The organism is Streptomyces sp. Edi4 (genome assembly GCF_040253615.1).
Classification (GTDB): domain Bacteria; phylum Actinomycetota; class Actinomycetes; order Streptomycetales; family Streptomycetaceae; genus Streptomyces.
Genome location: NZ_JBEJGY010000004.1, coordinates 5,057,963 through 5,076,501, shown reverse-complemented (window position 1 = coordinate 5,076,501; position 18,539 = coordinate 5,057,963). Strand labels below are relative to the sequence as shown.

16 protein-coding genes are annotated in these 18,539 nt (G+C 72.2%); 6 read left to right on the top strand and 10 right to left on the bottom strand.

Annotation, left to right across the window (positions count from 1 at the left end; genetic code table 11):
* Window positions 1–165: 165 nt before the first annotated feature.
* On the top strand, window positions 166–1,020 hold the full coding sequence (locus tag ABR738_RS25150) for a C40 family peptidase (protein WP_350232218.1): 855 nt from the start codon (window positions 166–168) through the stop codon (window positions 1,018–1,020).
* Between the two features lie 40 nt (window positions 1,021–1,060).
* On the opposite strand, the gene ABR738_RS25145 is transcribed toward ABR738_RS25150, so the two are convergent.
* Window positions 1,061–1,414: a hypothetical protein gene (locus ABR738_RS25145; RefSeq protein ID WP_350232217.1), complete on the bottom strand. Its 354-nt coding sequence runs from the start codon at window positions 1,412–1,414 to the stop codon at window positions 1,061–1,063.
* 368 nt (window positions 1,415–1,782) lie between these two features.
* Here ABR738_RS25145 and ABR738_RS25140 point away from each other — a divergent pair, with 368 nt between their 5' ends.
* Window positions 1,783–2,838 (top strand): C40 family peptidase, encoded by a 1,056-nt coding sequence (locus ABR738_RS25140; protein WP_350232216.1) that lies wholly within the window; start codon window positions 1,783–1,785, stop codon window positions 2,836–2,838.
* Between the two features lie 30 nt (window positions 2,839–2,868).
* Here the strand turns inward: ABR738_RS25140 and ABR738_RS25135 are convergent, their stop codons facing one another.
* From ABR738_RS25135 to ABR738_RS25120, 4 genes are all read right to left on the bottom strand, one after another.
* Window positions 2,869–4,005, bottom strand: coding sequence for an alpha/beta hydrolase (locus ABR738_RS25135; RefSeq protein ID WP_350232215.1), 1,137 nt, complete (start codon window positions 4,003–4,005; stop codon window positions 2,869–2,871).
* Between the two features lie 81 nt (window positions 4,006–4,086).
* Window positions 4,087–5,298, bottom strand: coding sequence for an alpha/beta hydrolase (locus ABR738_RS25130; RefSeq protein ID WP_502964241.1), 1,212 nt, complete (start codon window positions 5,296–5,298; stop codon window positions 4,087–4,089).
* Window positions 5,299–5,378: 80 nt separating this feature from the next.
* Window positions 5,379–6,059: a LuxR C-terminal-related transcriptional regulator gene (locus tag ABR738_RS25125; protein WP_350232213.1), complete on the bottom strand. Its 681-nt coding sequence runs from the start codon at window positions 6,057–6,059 to the stop codon at window positions 5,379–5,381.
* Entirely contained in the window at window positions 6,056–7,333 is a 1,278-nt protein-coding gene (locus tag ABR738_RS25120) for a PspC domain-containing protein (protein ID WP_350232212.1), read from the bottom strand. Before ABR738_RS25120 ends, ABR738_RS25125 begins: the two co-directional genes overlap by 4 nt.
* 134 nt (window positions 7,334–7,467) lie before the next feature.
* On the opposite strand from ABR738_RS25120, the gene ABR738_RS25115 reads away from it, so the two are divergent.
* A complete protein-coding gene (locus ABR738_RS25115) occupies window positions 7,468–8,757 on the top strand; it encodes a PspC domain-containing protein (RefSeq protein WP_350232211.1) in 1,290 nt (429 codons plus the stop codon).
* Between the two features lie 156 nt (window positions 8,758–8,913).
* Here the strand turns inward: ABR738_RS25115 and ABR738_RS25110 are convergent, their stop codons facing one another.
* Window positions 8,914–9,432 (bottom strand): DoxX family protein, encoded by a 519-nt coding sequence (locus tag ABR738_RS25110; RefSeq protein ID WP_350232210.1) that lies wholly within the window; start codon window positions 9,430–9,432, stop codon window positions 8,914–8,916.
* 254 nt (window positions 9,433–9,686) lie between these two features.
* Here ABR738_RS25110 and ABR738_RS25105 point away from each other — a divergent pair, with 254 nt between their 5' ends.
* A complete protein-coding gene (locus tag ABR738_RS25105) occupies window positions 9,687–10,295 on the top strand; it encodes a TerD family protein (RefSeq protein WP_350232209.1) in 609 nt (202 codons plus the stop codon).
* 132 nt (window positions 10,296–10,427) lie between these two features.
* A complete protein-coding gene (locus ABR738_RS25100) occupies window positions 10,428–10,775 on the top strand; it encodes a hypothetical protein (protein WP_350232208.1) in 348 nt (115 codons plus the stop codon).
* A gap of 71 nt (window positions 10,776–10,846) precedes the next feature.
* Here the strand turns inward: ABR738_RS25100 and guaA are convergent, their stop codons facing one another.
* A complete protein-coding gene (guaA, locus tag ABR738_RS25095) occupies window positions 10,847–12,436 on the bottom strand; it encodes a glutamine-hydrolyzing GMP synthase (RefSeq protein ID WP_350232207.1) in 1,590 nt (529 codons plus the stop codon).
* Between the two features lie 321 nt (window positions 12,437–12,757).
* On the opposite strand from guaA, the gene ABR738_RS25090 reads away from it, so the two are divergent.
* Window positions 12,758–13,093, top strand: coding sequence for a chorismate mutase (locus ABR738_RS25090; protein ID WP_350232206.1), 336 nt, complete (start codon window positions 12,758–12,760; stop codon window positions 13,091–13,093).
* A 324-nt stretch (window positions 13,094–13,417) separates the two neighbouring features.
* Here the strand turns inward: ABR738_RS25090 and ABR738_RS25085 are convergent, their stop codons facing one another.
* The 3 genes from ABR738_RS25085 to ABR738_RS25075 form a co-directional block, all read right to left on the bottom strand.
* Window positions 13,418–14,605, bottom strand: a complete 1,188-nt coding sequence (locus tag ABR738_RS25085) for a hypothetical protein (protein WP_350232205.1) — start codon at window positions 14,603–14,605, stop codon at window positions 13,418–13,420.
* A gap of 280 nt (window positions 14,606–14,885) precedes the next feature.
* A complete protein-coding gene (locus ABR738_RS25080) occupies window positions 14,886–16,721 on the bottom strand; it encodes a GMC oxidoreductase (protein WP_350232204.1) in 1,836 nt (611 codons plus the stop codon).
* A 90-nt stretch (window positions 16,722–16,811) separates the two neighbouring features.
* Complete coding sequence (locus ABR738_RS25075; RefSeq protein ID WP_350232203.1) at window positions 16,812–18,440, bottom strand: succinic semialdehyde dehydrogenase; 1,629 nt, start codon at window positions 18,438–18,440, stop codon at window positions 16,812–16,814.
* Between the last annotated feature and the right edge of the window lie 99 nt (window positions 18,441–18,539).

Below are 18,539 nucleotides of genomic sequence, written 5' to 3'. Positions count from 1 at the left end.
CCGCCCCCTTCGGAGAGAGCGCCCGCGACTACGCACCGTGAAGGACAGCGGCACGTATCGGGCCTGTCCGACATCAACCTTCCCAGGGGGCGCGGGAGTTGGCTAGCGTTCCGCAGCAGCCGGGGGCCGCCCCCGGCTTGAACGACGCGGAAGGAGGGTGGTGGCTTGCCCTCCCACCGCAAGGCCCGCACCCGGCGGCGCGAGCGTCCGCGCCACTGCGACGGTGGCGCCGCGCTGCTCACCGCGCACGTGCCCGTCATGGGTGTGACGACGGCCGCGCTCGCCTCGCTGAGTTTGCTCGCGCAGAGCGCGGGCCCAGGGTCCGCCGGGCAGGGGCCGAGCGCCGATGAGGTGCGCAGGAAGGTCGTCGACCTCTACCGTCAGGCGGATCCGGCCACCGCCACGGCCGTCACCGCCACCGGATCCGTCGCCACCGGATCCGTCGCCACCGCGGCCGTCGCCACCGCGGCCACCGTGGCCACCGCCGTCAGGGCGGACGACGCGGCCACCGCCGCACACCGGCGGGCCGAGGCGAACCGGTTGGCGGCCGCGCTGAGCGCCACGCGGCGGTCGCTGCGGGTTGCCAAGCGGGAGGCCCAGCACAAGCTGACGGCGGCCCGCGCGCTGCTCGCCGTCCCGCCGCCCCCGCCCGTCTCCGCGCCCACCCACGGGCTCAAGGCCGCCGGCGCCCTGGCCTTCGCCCGCGCCCAGATGGGCAAGCCGTATGTGCGGGGCGCGGCCGGCCCCGCCTCCTACGACTGCGCGGGCCTTACCCGTGCGGCGTGGAAGGCGGCCGGAGTGGAGCTGCCGCGCGCCGCCCGTGACCAGACGATGGCGGGCGCCGAGGTCGCGCCCGGCGAGCTGGGCCCGGGCGACCTGCTCTTCTTCTACGACGACCGCAGTCACGTCGGCCTCTACAGCGGCCGCGGCATGATGATCCACGCGCCGCACTCGGGGGCGTACGTCCGCGAGGAGCCGGTCGGCTGTCTGCCGGTGCGGGGGGCGGTCAGACCCGGCTAGCGCGCCGGGCCCGCGCCGCCCCGCACGGAGCGCGCCCGGCTCAGTGCCAGAGCAGCGCGATGAAGATGTTCACGACGGTCAGCGCGCCGACGGCGCCGAACACGCCCTTCTCGATCCGCTCCTCGTCCCGCTTCACATAGACGAGCCCGAGGATGACGATCAGGACCGCGAGCTTCACGCCGATCTTGAGGGTGTTCACGCTCTCGCCGTTGGCCTGGGTGAGGCCGACCAGGGCGACGCCGGTGACCAGCATGGTCAGGGCGCCGTGCAGCATGCCGGGGACGAAGCGTGCGGTGCCCGCGCTCATCGCCTTCATCTGCGTGAGGAATCCGCCGAGCAGCGCGGCGATGCCGATGATGTGCAGGCCGACGACGACATTGATGAGTACGTCCATGGGGCGGAGCCTAATTCCCGCGTAGCAGGGCCGGTGCGGCGGGTGGGGCAGGACCGGCACTTCGGTCACAGCCGGCCCACAGGGCGGGGCGGCGATGTCCCCGGTCCGGTCGGATCCGATCAGTACATCGCCGGAAAGCGGCACTTCCCGTCATGACCTCGCTGGGCCGTGTCGCCCAGGTTTAGCGTCCTTGCCCAGGTGACCGACTCCCCACCGCCGCCGCACCACCGGGCGGCTGTCGGACACCCGCGCCGAAAGGACCGGCGGCGGGCCGCTCCCCCTGTGCGGTCCGTCGTCGGAACGGCTCCCCTCGCGGGGCGCCGCAGCAGCGCGCAAGCACTGCCGTACGGAAGGACGTGAAGGCCCTCGTGGCTGCGCACCGCAAGCCCAGGCGGCATCCGCTCACCGGTCCCGCCGCCCGCACCGCCGCGACGCTCGCCCTGGCGTCGGCGGCCACCGCCACGCTTTTCGAGGGCTCCGGGCACGCGGACCCCCAGCTCACACCGGCGCAGGTGAAGGCCAAGGTTGACCAGCTGTACCACGACGCGGAGGTCGCCACGGAGGCGTACGACGGGACGAAGGAGAAGGCGGACGCGACCGAGCGGGCGCTGAACGCGCTGCGGGACGAGGCCGCGCGCAGGACCGCCGAGCTCAACTCGGCGCGCGCCGCGCTCGGATCGATCGCGGCCGCCCAGTACCGCAGCGGGACCATCGCCCCCGAACTCCAGCTCTTCCTGTCCGCCGACCCGGCGCGGTACCTGGACGACGCCGCGCTCGCCCAGCACACCGGGGAGCGCACCGCGAGCGCCGTCGCCGGGGTGCGGGGGCAGCTCGCGGGCCTCGACCGGCTGCGCGCGACCGCCGGCACGAAGCTCGCCGAGCTGCGCGGCCAGCAGTCCACGCTGAGCCGGCAGAAAAGCGCCATCCAGACGAAGATCGCCTCGGCAGAGGCGCTGCTCGCCCGGCTCAGCCGGCCCGAGCGGGCGGCCTACGAGCAGAACGGCGCGGCGCCCGACGCCGCGCGGGCCAGCCGCTCGTCCGACACCCCGCGCGGGCCCCTGGCGGCCGCGCCGAGCTCCCGCGCGGCGGCCGCCGTCGCCTTCGCCTACAGCGCGCTCGGCAAGCCGTACGTCTGGGGCGCGACCGGCCCCTCCTCCTTCGACTGCTCGGGCCTGACCCAGGCCGCCTGGCGCGCGGCCGGGGTGCAGCTGCCGAGGACCACGTACACCCAGATCAACGCGGGGAGCGCGGTCTCCCGTTCCCAGCTGGCGCCGGGCGATCTGGTGTTCTTCTACTCCGGGATCAGCCACGTCGGGCTCTACATCGGCGACGGCAAGATGATCCACGCGCCGCATCCGGGGGCGCCGGTGCGGGTCGCGCCGGTGGACGAGATGCCGTTCGCCGGGGCGGTGCGGCCCGCGTGAGGCACGCGCGCCGCCATAATTGACGCTCCGTCAGACCCCGCGTCCGGCGGCCGGCTTGGCGCCCGCGCCCATCTCCTTGGTCAGCCAGCGGAAGACATCGGGCACCTGGGCCTTCCACACCGAGCTCGCGTGGCCGCCGCCGTTGAGCTTGACCGCGGTCACCGACGTGGGCGCCTTGGCCGCCTTCTTCAGGGCCAGGCCGTCGTTGTAGCCGTCGTTCTGCTCGCCGGAGACGAACAGCGAGACGCGCGGCGGGGTCGCGGCGTGCTTGAGGATCCACAGCGGGTTGGACTCCTCGCGCAGCTTGGGGTCCTTCGCGGTGATCGAGTCCTTCTCGGCGGCCGGGTCGTTGTAGCCGGACAGGTCCACGCCGGCGCGGTAGCGGTCGGGGTGCTCGACGGCGAGCTTGGCGGCGCAGTGGGCGCCCGCCGAGTACCCGGCGACGGCCCAGCCGTCGGCTCCGGTGTCGGCGCGGAAGTTGTCGGTGACCATCTTGCGGACGTCCACGCTCAGCCAGGTGTCCGCGTTGACGACGCCCGGCACATTGGCGCAGCCGGTGTCCTTGCCGCTCAGGAGCGTGGTGCGCGGCGAGACGAGGATGAACGGCGCGACCTCGCCCCGCTCCATCAGCGGCGTGAGCTGTTCCTGCGACTTCAGCGTGCCGAACCAGGCCCCTATCGACCCCGGGTAGCCGGGCAGCAGCTCGACGACGGGGAAGGTCTTGTCCTTGTACGCCGGATCGTCGTACTGCGGCGGCAGCCACACCGCCACATCGCCCTCGACCCCGGAGACCTGCCCCTTGAGCATGGTCTTCATGACGTCCTTGCCGACCTTGTTCGTGTACGGCTCGAACTTCTGCTTCACCTTGGGCTCACTGGCGGCGTTTCGGCCACCGGTGCCGTCGGGGCCGAGGTCGGGGGCCGCGTTGACGTGGTTGGCGCCGCCGAGCAGGTCGTCCCAGGTGTCATAGAGGCCGTTGGCGTCGTTGACGAGCAGGAAGACCACCAGGATCGCGGTGACCTGGGCGAAGCCCAGCATGAGGAGCCGGGAGATCCAGCGCACGATCGCCGGACCGCCGATCCTGGTCCACAGGACGAGGGGCAGCAGCAGGGCGGCCGCGGCCGCGAGGATCGCGGTCACGAAGAAGGGGGTTCCGGTCAGGCTCATCACGCACCCGAAGAGGGGCGCCCATGGACGCCAGTTGCCCTCTTTGCCAGTGTTTTACCAAAGGGTGACGCCTTGCGCCGTTTACTTCTCCCTCCGTACGCCGCCACCGGCCGCGGCCCGCACGACCGCCGCGTGAGCGCCCATCCGGCCGGTGAGCGGCGCGGGCCTGGGGTGCTGGGCGCTCTGGACGCCGCTCACCTGGCCGGACAGCCAGCGGAACAGGTCCGGGACCAGCGGGCGCCACACCGAGTTCAGATGTCCCCCGGCGGTTTCGCGCACCCAGATCCTGGTGGGCGGCTTGGCGGCGGCGCGCAGCGCGAGCCCGTCCTCGTAGCCGTCCCCGGGCTGGCCGGTGAGAAAGAGCGAGGTGCGCGGCGGGCGCTTGGCGTGGGTCAGCATCCACAGCGGGTCGGTCCGGCGCCGCAGCGCCGGGTCGCCGGCCGTGACCGAGCCCGGCTCGGCGGCGGGGTCGTTGTAGCCGGACAGGGCGATGCCGGCGCGGTAGCGGTCGGGGTGTTCGATGGCGAGCTTGGCCGAGCAGTGCGCCCCGGCCGATATCCCGGCGACGGCCCAGCCGTCGGCGCCGGCGAGGGCGCGGAAGTTGTCGGTGACCATCTTGCGGACGTCCACGCTCAGCCAGGTGTCCGCGTTGACGACGCCCGGCACATTGGCGCAGCCCGTGTCGCGCCCCGGAAGCAGCGAGGTGCGCGGCGCGACCAGGATGAACGGCTTGACCTCGCCCTTGTTCATCAGCGGTGCGAGCTGGCCCGCGGCGTCCAGGTTGGTGAACCAGTCCCGGGCCGAGCCCGGATAGCCGGGCAGCAGTTCGGCCACGGGGAAGTCCTTGTCGCGGAAGGCCGGGTCGTCGTACTGCGGCGGCAGCCACACGTACACCTCACCCTCAGCCCCGGAGACCCGGCCGGTCAGCTGGGTGACCCGGACGCCCGCGCCGAGGTCCGGCTCGTCCGCCGCCGTGAAGCTCTGCCGCACCCGGGGCCGGCCGGCGACGCCGTGCCCGCCGGTGCCGTCGGCGCCGAGGTCGGGCGCGGCGACGACATGGCTGTCGGTGCCGAGCAGGTCACCCCAGGTGTCGTAGAGACCGTTGGCGTCGTTGACGGCGACGAACACCACGAGGACCGCCGAGGCCTGGGCGGTGACCACCATGAGGAGCCGCACGGCGCCGCGCACCAGGGCCGACCCCTTGACCCGGTGCCACACGAGGAGCGGCACCAGGACGGCGAGCGCGGCGACCATGATCGCGGTCGCGAAGAAGGGCGTTCCGGTCAGGCTCATCACGACCGCCAAGAGTGACATGCGCGGGCCCGGGTTGCCGGTTTTTCCATGGTTTTACGCGGGTGAACCGCGGCCGCCGGTCAGACCAGCCGCCGCGCCGTCGCCCACCGGGTGAGTTCGTGCCGGTTGGAGAGCTGGAGCTTGCGCAGGACCGCCGAGACATGGGATTCGACCGTCTTGACGGAGATGAACAGCTGTTTGGCGATCTCCTTGTAGGCGTAGCCCCGGGCGATGAGCCGCAGTACCTCGCGCTCGCGCTGGGTGAGGCGGTCCATGTCCTCGTCGGCCGGCGGCGCGTCCGTCGAGGCGAACGCGTCCAGGACGAAGCCCGCGAGGCGCGGCGAGAACACCGCGTCGCCGTCCTGCACCCGGAAGATCGAGTCGATCAGGTCGGCGCCGGTGATGGTCTTGGTGACGTAACCGCGCGCGCCGCCGCGGATCACACCGATCACGTCCTCGGCGGCGTCCGAGACCGACAGCGCGAGGAAGCGCACCGGGTTCTCCGCGTCCGCCATCATCGCCGCCGAGCGGCGCAGCACCTCCACGCCACCGCCCCCGGGCAGGTGGACGTCGAGCAGTACGACCTCGGGGCGGGTCGCGGTTATGACCGTGACAGCCTGGTCCACGTCGGCGGCCTCCCCCACCACCTCGACGCCGGTGGTCGCGGTCTGGCCGATCTCCGCCTGGACCCCGGTGCGGAACATCCGGTGGTCGTCGACGAGGACCACCCTGACGTGGCGGCCTGTCGTTTCCTCGGTCATTCCTGTGCCCTCTCCATCTCCAGCTCGACCTCGGTGCCCCCGCCGGGCACCGAACGCAGCCTGGCGCTGCCGCCGTTGCGCCGCATCCGGCCGATGATTGATTCTCGTACGCCCATGCGGTCGCCGGGCACCGCGTCCAGGTCGAATCCGGGGCCCCGGTCGCGTACCGAGACGAAGACCGTGCGGCCCTCGACCTCCGCGTACACCTGGACGGCGCCGCCCTCGCCACCGTACTTGGCCGCGTTCACCATGGCCTCGCGCGCGGCCTGCATCTGCGCGGACAGGCCGTCGTCCAGCGGGCAGTCGCCGACGACGACCACCTCCAGGGGAACGCCGTGCTTGTCCTCGACCTCGGCGGCCGCCTTCTTCACCGCATCGGCGAGCGTCTGGGGTTCCTCCTCCCTGTCCTTGCCTGTGCCCTCCGGCTTGTACAGCCAGGCCCGCAACTCCCGCTCCTGGGCCCGGGCCAGGCGCCGCACCTCGCCCGCGCTGTCCGCGTTGCGCTGGATCAGGGTCAGGGTGTGCAGCACCGAATCGTGGACGTGGGCGGCGACTTCGGCCCGCTCCTGGGCGCGGATGCGCATCAGGCGTTCCTCGGACAGGTCCTGCGTCATGCGCACCAGGTAGGGCCCGGCGAGCAGGGCGATGCCCGCGAGCACCGCGATCGCGGCGGTCATCACGCTGCCGAGCTGCGCCGCCGAGCCGTTGACCACCACGAAGCCGGTCAGCCCCGTGCCGACCAGGGCGACCCCGGCGAGCCCCCGGGCCAGCGGGAGCCAGCGGCTGCGCCGGGCGCCCTCGGTCCAGCGGGCCCGGCGGGTGTTGTCGGCCTGGCGCCACACCAGGACGACGCCGACGCCGATGAGCAGGCTGGGGAAGACATACGGGTTGGCCCAGCCGCCCACGTCCACCTTGGAGGCGAAGATCGCGGCGCCGAGCACCAGCGCGATCAGCGCGACGACCTGGCCCTTGTCCGGTTTGCGCAACCGGCGCCCGCCGTCCGCGCCGGCCTCGAAGGCGGAGTACCGCTCAGCCGTGCCGCCGAGCCCGAGCGGCACGACGAACCAGAACGCCGCGTACAGCAGCGCCCCCAGGCCGTTGACCGACAGGAGGCCGAGGAAGACGATCCGCACCCACACCACCGGAAGCCCGAGGTGCCCGGCGAGGCCGCGCGCGACGCCGCCGAGCATCCGCCCCTCGGCGGAGCGGTACAGCTTGCGGACCGGCACGTCGTCGGCCTCGGGCGGCGACCGGCGGGGGGTGGCGACTGGCATGCCCCGATCGTCACACGGCCCCGGCCCCCCGGGCATCAGGGTTGCCCCCCAGGCTTCCCCGAGGAAGCGAAATCAGGGTGAGGCCAGGGTCGGGACGGGTGCCGTGGGCCGCGTGGGCCCGTCACCATGGACGTATGAGCACGCCGACCGAGACCCCCCTCGCGCCGCCCGATCCGGACCCCGGGCCACCCCAGGTGCGCCGCAGCGGCCGCAACAAGGTCATCGGCGGTGTCTGCGGCGGCCTCGGCCGGTACTGCGACGTGGACCCGGTGCTCTTCCGGATCGCGCTCGGCGTGCTCGCGGCCACCGGCGGCCTCGGCCTGGTCCTGTACGGCTTCGCCTGGCTGCTGCTGCCGCTCGACGGGGAGGACGAGAACGAGGCCCGCCGCCTGCTCACCGGCCGCGTCGAGGGCGCGGCACTCGTCGCCGTCCTGATGGCCCTGGCCGGCTGCGGCATCTTCCTGACGATGCTGCGCAACGGCCCGGTGATGACGTTCGCCGTGCTGCTCGTCCTGTTGACCGCCGGGGCCGGCGTCTGGTCGCAGCGCCGCGCCGCCACCCCGGCGGACACCCCGCTCGACCCGGTCGCCGCGCAGGCCGCAGCGGACGCGCCGCCGGAGACCAAGGCGCCGCCGGCGCCGTCCCCGCCGTCCTGGTGGCGCGACCCGATCGTCAAGGACGGCACGACGGGGCCGGTGGCCACGGGCTATCTGTGGGGCCCCGCCGACGCGTCCGGGACCCCGCTCGCCAAGACCGGGAAGGCGGCGAGGGCGACGGCGCGCGAAGGCCGGGGCTCGCGCTCCATCGGCGGCCTCGTCTTCCTGGCGGCGCTGCTCGCCTTCGGCGCAGGGCTCGGCCAGGGCTGGGGCCGTCAACCGCTCGGCACCGGCCTGGAGTTCGGCTTCGCGGCCGCGCTCGCGGTGTTCGGGCTCGGGCTCGTGTTCAGCTCGTTCCTCGGCCGTACGGGCTGGGGCACGCTGTTCCTCGCGGTGCTCACGGCGGCCCTGCTCGCCGGGTCCGCCGCCCTGCCCAAGTCGATCGACGCGCAGTGGGTGCGGACCGACTGGGCACCGGCGGTGGCCGGCGAGGTGCGGCCCGGGTACCGGCTCGGCACGGGCGACGCCACCCTCGATCTGAGCCGGATCACCGTGCCGGCCGGAAAGACCCTGACCACCGGCGCCGAGCTCGGCGCGGGCCGCGCCAGGGTCGTCGTACCGAAGGACGTGACCGTGAAGATGAGCTTGGACCTGGGCGTCGCCGGTGTGCGGCTTCCCGGCGAGGGGCCGGACGACATGCGGGTCGCGACGCACCAGAAGCGGACCCTCACGCTGGACCCGCCCGCCGGTGCGAAACCCGCGGGCACCTTGGAGCTGCGGCTCAAGGTCGCCGTCGGTGAGGTGGAGGTGGACCGTGCCGCGTCATGAGTTCCGCCCCGGCCGGGTCGTCGCCGGGCTCGCCCTGATCGCCACCGCCGTGCTGTTCGCGGGGGACGCGGCGGGACGGTGGGACGCCCCCTCCCCCACGGTGATCCCACTGGTGTGCGGGGGCCTTGGCATCGCCTCGCTGGTGGGCTGGATCGACTACGGGGCGCGTCGGCGGCGCCGCCCGGCGAGCAGGGCGTCCAGCGACAGCGACGGCGTCCCGGCCAGCACGAGCGGCAGCCAGGCCATCAAGTAGGCCAGGTCGTTGCCGTAGTAGTACGGGCTGGTCCGCCAGCTCACCGTGAGCCACAGCGAGAGCGAGATGAGGGCGCCGCCCAGCGCGGCGAGCCGCCCGAACAGGCCGAGCAGCGTGCCGATGCCGACGGCGAGCTCCCCGAGCGCGATGGCGTACCCGAAGCCGGCCGGGCTCTTGAGGGCGAGGTCCACGAGCGCGGGGACGGCGGCGCTGTCCCGCACGCCGTGCATCAGCTCGCCGATCGAGCCGGCGCCGCTGGCGTGCGGGAACGCGCTGTCGGTCAGCTTGTCCAGGCCGGCGTAGACGAACGTCACGCCGAGAAAGATCCGCAGCGGCACCAGCGCGTACGTGCGGGCGGTGGCCCGCCACCCCCGGGGCCGGTCCGTCCCGGCCCGCCCCCCGGTCGCGTATCCATGAACCATGGCTGATTCCGCCTCCATCCGTTTTCACCTGTCACCAGACGATACGGACGGGGAGAACGCGTGTCTCAATCCCCCGCGCGACACCGCTCGGCCGCCCCGGCTGGGCGTACGACGTCAGGAACGAGGCAGGGCGGGACTGGTGTTGTTCCGTGCGGGTGTGGTTCCGTCCCTAACTCTGTAGCCCGTCCGAGTGATTGAATAGCCCACAACGGTCCGCACCTTGACAAATCCTGACACCGGAAAGGTTCCACATCATGACTACGCCTTCCACGCCCAACGTCCTCACCCTGACCAAGGAGCACGGCGCAGCCGACCTCGACGGTGTGACGAAGATGGGCATCGGCGCGTCCTGGGACACCACGGCCGGCGGGGGCAACGCCCTGCTGGGCGCCCTGCGCAAGGCGCGCGGCACCGACCTCGACGTCTTCGCCATCCTCATGAACGGCAAGGACCCGGTCCGTTACGCCGGCCTCGATGTGACCGACCCGCTCCAGAACGGCGGCGTGACCTCCACCGGTGACAACCAGACCGGGCGCGGTGACGGCGACGACGAGCTGATCGAGGTCACCTTCGACCGGGTCCCGCCGCAGGTGACCAGCATTGTGTTCGTCTGCGCCGCCTACAAGAAGGGCAGCGACTTCAAGAAGGCCGCGAACGTGTCCTTCAAGGTCTACGACAGCACGGGCGGCACCACTCAGCAGGTCGCCGACATATGGCCCTCGCTCCTCGGCAACGGCAACGCCATCGCGGTCGCCAAGGCGTACCGCGTCGGCGCCTCGTGGAAGCTTGAGGTCATCAACTCGCGCGGCACGGTCAAGCAGGGCGACCAGGAGAGCCTGCTGCGCTTCGCGGTCAACAAGTAACTGCCCTCGCGAGCCCGGGCGTTGAGGGCTTTCTTCCTCTTGCCTCTTCCCCCTTCTCGTCCGGGACGGCTCGTGCCATCGTGACCTGACTGACAGTCAGGTGACGGATCGGGCGAGGGGGAGGGCACCTACGTGGCGCAGGACTGGACGGCGGTCTATCTGGCGCACCGGGAGACGTACGCCGCGTTCTTGACCGCGACGGACATGGAGGCCCGGGTGTCGTGGCGGCGCTGGCGCGGGGAGTACGAGGACCGCCAGCAGGCGCTGGCCGCGACGGACGCGGCTTTCTCCACGACGCAGGCCGCCTTCAACATGATCGACCTGGAGGCGGTCGGCGCGGCGCCGGAGGCCTCGGCGCTGGTCGCGGCGATCCGGGCGATGCATGAGGCGGAGGCGGAGCCGGTGGGGGTGTGGGAGGAGTTCACCCGGCTCCGCGGGGAGTTCGTCGCGGCGGCGCGGGAGCATTTGAAGGCGCACTGAGGTGGGATGTGCGCGTACGGCAACGGCGCCGGCCCGGAAGTGGGCGGCGCCGTCGGCTGAGCGGGGTGGGGTTACTCCCACTCGATGGTGCCCGGGGGCTTGCTGGTCACGTCCAGGACCACCCGGTTGACCTCGGCCACCTCGTTGGTGATGCGGGTGGAGATCTTCGCCAGGACGTCGTACGGCATCCGCGTCCAGTCCGCCGTCATCGCGTCCTCGGAGGAGACCGGGCGCAGCACGATGGGGTGGCCGTAGGTGCGGCCGTCGCCCTGGACGCCGACCGAGCGCACATCGGCGAGCAGCACGACCGGGCACTGCCAGATCTCGCGGTCGAGACCGGCCGCCGACAGCTCCTCGCGGGCGATCGCGTCGGCCTCGCGCAGCAGGTCCAGGCGGTCCTTGGTGACCTCGCCGACGATGCGGATACCCAGGCCGGGGCCCGGGAACGGCTGGCGCTGGACGATCTCGTCCGGCAGGCCGAGCTCCTGGCCCACCATGCGGACCTCGTCCTTGAAGAGCTTGCGCAGCGGCTCGACGAGTTCGAACTCGATGTCGTCGGGCAGGCCGCCCACGTTGTGGTGCGACTTGATGTTCGCGGTGCCGGTGCCGCCGCCGGACTCCACGACGTCCGGGTAGAGCGTGCCCTGCACCAGGAAGGCGACCTCGGGGCCGTCCTCCTGGAGGATCTCGAGCTGCGCCTGCTCGAAGACGCGGATGAACTCGCGGCCGATGATCTTGCGCTTCTCCTCGGGGTCACAGACTCCGGCAAGCGCGTTCAGGAACCGCTCCTGCGCGTCGACGACCTTCAGGTTGGCGCCGGTGGCGGCCACGAAGTCCTTCTCGACCTGCTCGGTCTCGCCCTTGCGCATCAGACCGTGGTCCACGTACACACAGGTCAGCTGCGAACCGATGGCCTTCTGCACGAGGGCAGCGGCGACCGCGGAGTCCACACCGCCGGACAGGCCGCAGATCGCGCGCTTGTCGCCGACCTGCTCGCGGATGAGGGCGACCTGCTCCTCGACGACGTTGTGCGTCGTCCAGGTCGGCTCGATGCCCGCGCCGCGGTAGAGGAAGTGCTCCAGGATCTGCTGGCCGTGCGTGGAGTGCAGCACCTCGGGGTGGTACTGGACCGCGTACAGCTTCTTCTCGTCGTTCTCGAAGGCCGCGACCGGCACGACGTCGGTGGAGGCCGTCACGGTGAAGCCCTCGGGCGCCGCCGAGCAGGCGTCGCCGTGCGACATCCACACCGACTGCTGGTCCGGGGTGCCCTCGAAGAGGGTGGAGGAGGGCCTGGTGACGGTCAGCGCGGTGCGGCCGTACTCGCGGGCGCCGTTGTCGTCGACCGTGCCGCCGAGCGTCGTCGCCATCAGCTGGAAGCCGTAGCACATGCCGAACACCGGCACCCCGGCCTCGAAGAGCGAGCGGTCCAGACGCGGGGCGCCCTCGGCGTACACGGAGGACGGACCGCCGGAGAGGATGATCGCCTTCGGGTTCTTCGCCAGCATCTCGGCCACGGGCATGGAGCTCGGGACGATCTCGCTGTAGACCCGGGCCTCGCGGACGCGGCGGGCGATGAGCTGGGCGTACTGCGCGCCGAAGTCGACAACCAGGACGACGTCCGGGTTGCTGTCGGGCGCGGCTGCGGAGGGTGCTGCTGGCACGGGTGGCGGCCTTCCGGCAGTGGGGAGGGGGTCGGTATTTGTCAATTCTACCGGGGCCGGCGACGGCCGGTTCGTCTCACCATCCGAACCCTGGTTGGCCCGCGCTCGTGGCGTCGGTCCATACTGGGCCCCATGCGCGAGCACCAGACCTTCGTCTTTACCTATGGCACCCGGCCCGCCGGGCGCCATGGGTTCGTCGGTCTCGCCGCATGAGCGACTGACACACACTTCCCAGAGCGCCCCGGGCCGACAAGGCCCGGGGCGCTCTGCGGTGTCCGGTCCTTGCCGGCCGCGGGGCCCCGCATTCCCCGAGGAGCCCCCATGCCCACGACCGCCGCCACCGCGACCACCACGACCTCCGCGACCCCCGTCACCGTCACCGTCACCGAGAAGACCGGCGCCCGCACCGACGAGGCCGCCGCGCTGATCACCGGCGCGCGCGAGCGCATCGACGCGCTCGACGACCGCATCATCGGTCTCATCCAGGAACGCATGGCGGTCTCGGCCGTCATCCAGGAGTCCCGTATCGCCTCCGGCGGGCGCCGGGTCAGCCTCAACCGCGAGATGGAGGTCCTTGCCCACTTCCGCGACGCCCTGGGCCGGCCCGGCACCGCGCTTGCGATGACGATGCTGGAACTGTGCCGGGGCCGTATCTGAGTTCGGGCACTCCTCACCCGTACGGCGCCGTGACCGTCCGCCGCCCGGCTTCGTTGGTGGGGTGTCCGTGCCAGCCAGGGGCGGGCCGAAGAAATCCACGCGTGGCTCCGCTGGGGCGTGTGACGTATCTGCAAGTACGTCGTGGGACCTCGCCCCAGTGTGCGTGACCGGACGGCAGGGGACAGCAGCCCGGTCACACCCAACAGCGGTCGGTTCCCGGGGACGCCCGGGGCCGGCCGCATCCGGATCGAAGCGGGCGCCGGACGCGGCCCCTCCCCTCACCGTTCGCCACGACAGACGGCCCGCACCCGGCCGCTGCCACGCTCAGGTGCGGCTGAGGACGCCGCACTCATCCGCTCCCCGGGAGAGCGGCCCGCTGCGGTTGTACGGATCGACGGCGGGCCCGCTCGGTTCGGCCCCCGTCCTCGGCGTGCCCTCGAACTGTGGGTGCGCGTAGCCGTCGCTGACACCGCAGGCCGTGTTGGCGATGTCCACCTGGTGTTCGCCGATCCAGAGCTTGCCCTTGGTGGACTTCGTCACGGTGGGGTCCAGGACCTTGACGTCGAGGGTGCGGCGCACGATCGTGCGGGCCACGTCGGTCGAGCCGGGCGCCGCCTTCACCAGCGGGTAGACGAAGGTGTAGTCGGCGTGCACGACGGCGCCGCCCCCGGGCCGCGCGTCGAGCGTCATCCGGCCGCGGGTCTTGACCACGTTCCCCACGAGCGCGACCTCCTTCGGATCGAACCGCGTGACGAAGGTGAGCGGATCGTGGTCCTTGTCGGGCCGGTCCAGGCTCGTGGTCAGGTGGTCGACCGTCTGCTTCTCCAACGGATCGATCAGGCCGAGGGCGGCCTCGGGGCGCTCGCCGCGCAGGGTCGCCGGGTTGAGGTTGGTGTCGATGAGCAGGGCGCGCGCATCGGCGAACGCCGCCGCGATCCGCTCCTTGGGCAGGCCTCCCACGGCGGTGACCTCGGGCACCTCGATGCCGGCCGCGCCGTCCGCGTACTGGATCGCCGGGGAGCCGCGGAACGGTTCCTTCAGGGTGGGGCGGTCCGGATCGAAGGACGGCGGGGCGCCGGTGGGGGCCGCGGTCTCCGCCGGGAGCGGGGTCGTGGCCGTGTCGCCGGTGCTGTCCTTCCCGGTCAGCAGGGACAGGGCGCGGCCGGGGTCGAGCGCGACCAGCAGGAGGCCCACGGCGAGGAGGATGCCGATCACGCCCGCGGCTCTGCGCTTGCGCGCCGCCCGCCCGTTCATTTCCTGCCAGGCCGGCCCGGTCCGCCAGCCCGTCGGCTCGGCCGGGCGCCGCTTGTCCTGGCTGCCCCGGCCCCCGGCCTTCCCCGCCTCGCGCTGCTCACGCAGTCGTCCGGCCGCCAGGCGGGCGCGTGCCGAGGGCTCCTTGGGCGCGGCGGACGCCTTGATGTCCAGCTCGCTGTCGCGAATGAACCGCTCCCACACCTCATCCGGCACCTCGCCCCCCGAGGCCCCTCTCGACGGCGGCTGCTTCTCGCTCACTGTGTCCCTCTTCGGCATGTCACGGGCGGCGCGAACGGCCGCGGCAGCCGTTCGACGGGCGGAGCCGGGCGAGGGTTGCCCCCGGGGCGAAGTGGCGTGGATCACATAAGGATTCCGTGAAGAGTGGACAACCATTCACGTCTGTCACGGGTCATGCAGTCGGAACCAACAGCCTCGCCCGTGTTCTGTTCACGCCTGCGGGGCTCCACCAGGTCTCCGCGTACGCGAGAGGCGCTGCACTCGGAGGGGGGTGCAGCGCCTCTTGTCGTGTCCGGTCCCGCTACGGTGTCGGCTCCTGCGCACGCCCGGCGTTCTTCGGCGGGACGGCGGGCATCCCGAGGAACGGCAGCTTCAACGCGCCGAACGCCTCCTTCGGGACCACCGGGGACCTCGGCTCCACGGGGGCGAGGCGGACGTAGGCGGCGCCCTGGGCGGGGCGGGGGTCCGCGTCGCCCTTGTTGGGCCACAGCGACATGGCGCGCTCGGCCTGCGCTGTGATCGTCAGGGACGGGTTCACACCGAGGTTGGCCGAGACGGCCGCGCCGTCGACGACCGAGATGCCGGGATGCCCGTACAGCCGGTGGTAGGGATCGATCACGCCGGTCCCGGCCGAGTCGCCGATCGGGCAGCCGCCCAGGAAGTGCGCGGTGAGCGGGGTGCCCATGAGCTCACCGATGTTCGACCCCGCGAATCCGTTGATTTCGGCGGCGATCGCCGCGGCTCCCTGCGCGGCCGCCCTGATCTGCTTGGGGTTGGGCGCGCCGTGGCCCTGCTCCGCGGTCAGCAGGCCCTTGCCGACACCGTCCCGCTTGAGGTGGGTGGTGAGCGAATTGTCGAGTGACTGCATGACCAGGCCGATGATCGTTCGCTCGGACCAGTGGTGGTTGCTGAGCGAACGAGCCAGAAGCAGGGGGTGTTTGGCCGCGTTGCCCAGCCAGTTGCGTACCCGGTTGACGCCGTAGGGCACCTGGAGGATCGACATGCTGCCCATCGCGTTCGAGCCCTTGCCGTAGCGCACGGGCTCGATGTGGGTGTTCTCGTCCGGGTGGATCGAGGAGGTGATGGCGACGCCCCGGGTGAAGTCGACCCTGGGCACGCCGTGCCGTTTGCGGTAGCGCCGGCTCGTGGTCTGCGCGCCGACAAGCGCCTCGGAGTTGGTCCGGGTCAGCTCGCCCAACCGCTTCGATATGTATGGGAGTTGACCGCCGGCCTTCATGCGGTGCAGCAGGGTCTGGGTGCCGTAGGTGCCGGCCGCGATGACGACATGGCGGGCGGTGAAGAGGCGGCCCGGGGCGTCCTTGCGGTCGGTGGGCAGCGTCGCGACGGCGTGGCCGCCGCGCGAGTCGCCGGTCACCGAGACGACGGTCGTCATGGGGTGGACGGCCGCGCCGGCCTTCTCGGCGAGGTAGAGGTAGTTCTCGTTGAGGGTGTTCTTCGCGCCGTGCCGGCAGCCGGTCATGCACTCGCCGCACTCGACGCACGCCTTGCGCGCCGGGCCCGCGCCGCCGAAGTAGGGGTCATCGACCGCCGTGCCGGGAGCGGCCTTCGCCGTGCCGTCACCGTCCTGGCCGTCGCCGAAGAAGACCCCCACGGGCGCCATGTGGAAGGTGTCGCCGACCCCCATGCGCTGGGCGGCGGCCTTGAGGTGGACGTCGGAGGGGGTCATCGTCGGGTTGAGCCGCACCCCCAGCATCCGCCGCGCCTGGTCGTAGAAGGGCGCGAGCTCGTCCTGCCAGTCGGTGATGTCCTTCCACTGGGGATCGTCGAAGAACTGCCGAGGCGGCACATAGAGGGTGTTGGCGTAGTTGAGGGAGCCGCCGCCGACACCCGCGCCGCCGAGCACCATCACGTTGCCCAGCAGGTGGATGCGCTGGATGCCGTACAGGCCGAGCCTCGGGGCCCACAGGTAGTTCTTGACGTCCCAGGAGTTCTTGGGCAGCGTCGCCGCGGTGAAGCGGCGGCCCGCCTCCAGAACCCCGACGCGGTAGCCCTTCTCGGTGAGCCGCAGCGCCGTCACCGAACCGCCGAAACCCGAGCCGATCACGAGGACGTCGTAGTCGTACCCGTCGTCCTCGCCGGCCTCGTCCGGGTTCTGCGCTGGGGGTACCTGGGACATGGCTCTCCTCGTACACGGGCGGATCGGTCGGTGAGGGGCGGACGCCTTCGGCAAGGGGGCTCGCCCGAGTATTTCGCCGGGCGGTCCCGGCTAGCGCAGGCGCAGGGCCTTCATCGCCCTGAGACTGCGGGTCATGAACGCGGCGTACTTCTCGTCGTCCATGCCGAAGGCGGGGGCGAGCGGGATGACGCGTTGCTGGGCGACGGTCTGGGCCTCGGTGTACTTGAGGATGCCCTCGGAGCCGTGGCGGCGGCCGAGACCGGAGTCCTTCATGCCGCCCATCGGGGACTGCACGCTGCCGTACGCCGGGGCGTACCCCTCGTTGATGTTGACGGTGCCGGTGCTGAGCTTCGCGGCGACCTCGTGGCCACGGCGTGAATCCCTGGTCCACACCGAGGAGTTGAGGCCGTACGGTGTGCCGTTGGCCCGGTCGATGACGTCGTCCTCGTCCTGGAAGCGGTAGACGGAGACGACCGGACCGAAGGTCTCCTCGGTGCACACCGCCATCGGGGCCTCGACGCCGTCCAGGATGGTGGGTTCGTAGAAGAGCGGGCCGATGTCGGGCCGGGCGACGCCGCCCGCGATGAGCCTGGCGCCCTTGGCGACGGCCTCCTCGACGTGCCGGGTGACGGTCTCCAGCTGGCGCTCGCCCACCAGGGAGCCCATGTCCGCCCCGTACGCGAGGGAGCGGCCGAGCCGCATCGCCTTCGTACGTGCGGCGAAACGATCGAGGAAGGCGTCGGCGATCGATTCGTGAACGTACAGTCGCTCGATCGAAATGCAGAGCTGGCCCGCGGAGGAGAAGCACGCGCGGACCGCGCCAGCGGCCGCCTTCTCCACGTCGGCGTCGCGCAGCACCAGCATCGCGTTCTTGCCGCCGAGCTCCAGGGAGACGCCCACCAGACGCGCGGCGGCCCCCTGGGCGACCTCGCGTCCGGTGCGGGTCGAGCCGGTGAAGGAGACGTAGTCGGCGTGCTTGACCACCTCGGGGCCGACGACCGGACCGTCGCCGATGACGACCTGGAACACCTCGGGCGGAAGCCCCGCCTCGATGAGCAGGTCGCGCGCCCACAGCGCGGTCAGCGCCGTCTCGGTGTCGGGCTTCATCACGACGGCGTTGCCGGCGACGAACGCGGGCAGCGCGTCGCCCACCGAGAGTTCCAGGGGGTAGTTCCAGGGGGCTATCTGCCCGATGACCCCGCGCGGCTGGCGCAACTCGGTCACCTTGGTCAAGGTGGGCACCACGCCCGTGTGCCGCCGGGGCTTGAGGTAGGCCGGCGCCTTGCGTCCGTAGTGGCGGGCGGCCACGGCGACCGCCTGCACCTCCTCGTGCGCGTGCAGGCGCGCCTTGCCCGTCTCCAGCTGGATCAGGTCGAGCACTTCGCCCTGGCGGGCCAGGACCAGATCGTGGAAGCGCAGCAGCACGGCGGCGCGGACGCGGACCGGCACCGCGGCCCAGGCGCGCTGCGCGGCGCGGGCGCGCGCGAACGCCTCGGCGACGTCGTCGGGGGTGGACTCGGGCAGGTCGGCCAGCTTCTCGCCGCTGAACGGGGTGTGGTTGGCGGTCCGCCCCGAGCCGACCACGCCTCGGGTGAGCTGGGCGACCAGCCGGCTCGTGACCACGTCGGCCGCGGTGCGGGCGCCCGCTGGGGCGGGGGCGGCCGGGTTGGTGCCGACGCGTGTGCGGGTGGTCGTGGGCGAAGCCTGCGAGTCCGTCATGGGCCGAGCGTATGCCGGGGCTGGGACTTTCGGTACCCGTCGGTAACGGCTTTTCCGGTCCCGCCAACCACGCCAGTGAACACTGGCCGCATAAGTGCT

Coding starts and splice junctions, on each gene's coding strand:
- ABR738_RS25120 (WP_350232212.1), bottom strand. CDS start 7,333: ATGCCAGTCGCCACCCCCCGCCGGTCGCCGCCCGAGGCCGACGACGTG.
- ABR738_RS25130 (WP_502964241.1), bottom strand. CDS start 5,298: ATGAGCCTGACCGGAACGCCCTTCTTCGCGACCGCGATCATGGTCGCC.
- ABR738_RS25145 (WP_350232217.1), bottom strand. CDS start 1,414: ATGGACGTACTCATCAATGTCGTCGTCGGCCTGCACATCATCGGCATC.
- ABR738_RS25110 (WP_350232210.1), bottom strand. CDS start 9,432: ATGGTTCATGGATACGCGACCGGGGGGCGGGCCGGGACGGACCGGCCC.
- ABR738_RS25090 (WP_350232206.1), top strand. CDS start 12,758: ATGCCCACGACCGCCGCCACCGCGACCACCACGACCTCCGCGACCCCC.
- ABR738_RS25075 (WP_350232203.1), bottom strand. CDS start 18,440: ATGACGGACTCGCAGGCTTCGCCCACGACCACCCGCACACGCGTCGGC.
- ABR738_RS25105 (WP_350232209.1), top strand. CDS start 9,687: ATGACTACGCCTTCCACGCCCAACGTCCTCACCCTGACCAAGGAGCAC.
- ABR738_RS25125 (WP_350232213.1), bottom strand. CDS start 6,059: ATGACCGAGGAAACGACAGGCCGCCACGTCAGGGTGGTCCTCGTCGAC.
- ABR738_RS25115 (WP_350232211.1), top strand. CDS start 7,468: ATGAGCACGCCGACCGAGACCCCCCTCGCGCCGCCCGATCCGGACCCC.
- ABR738_RS25080 (WP_350232204.1), bottom strand. CDS start 16,721: ATGTCCCAGGTACCCCCAGCGCAGAACCCGGACGAGGCCGGCGAGGAC.
- ABR738_RS25135 (WP_350232215.1), bottom strand. CDS start 4,005: ATGAGCCTGACCGGAACCCCCTTCTTCGTGACCGCGATCCTCGCGGCC.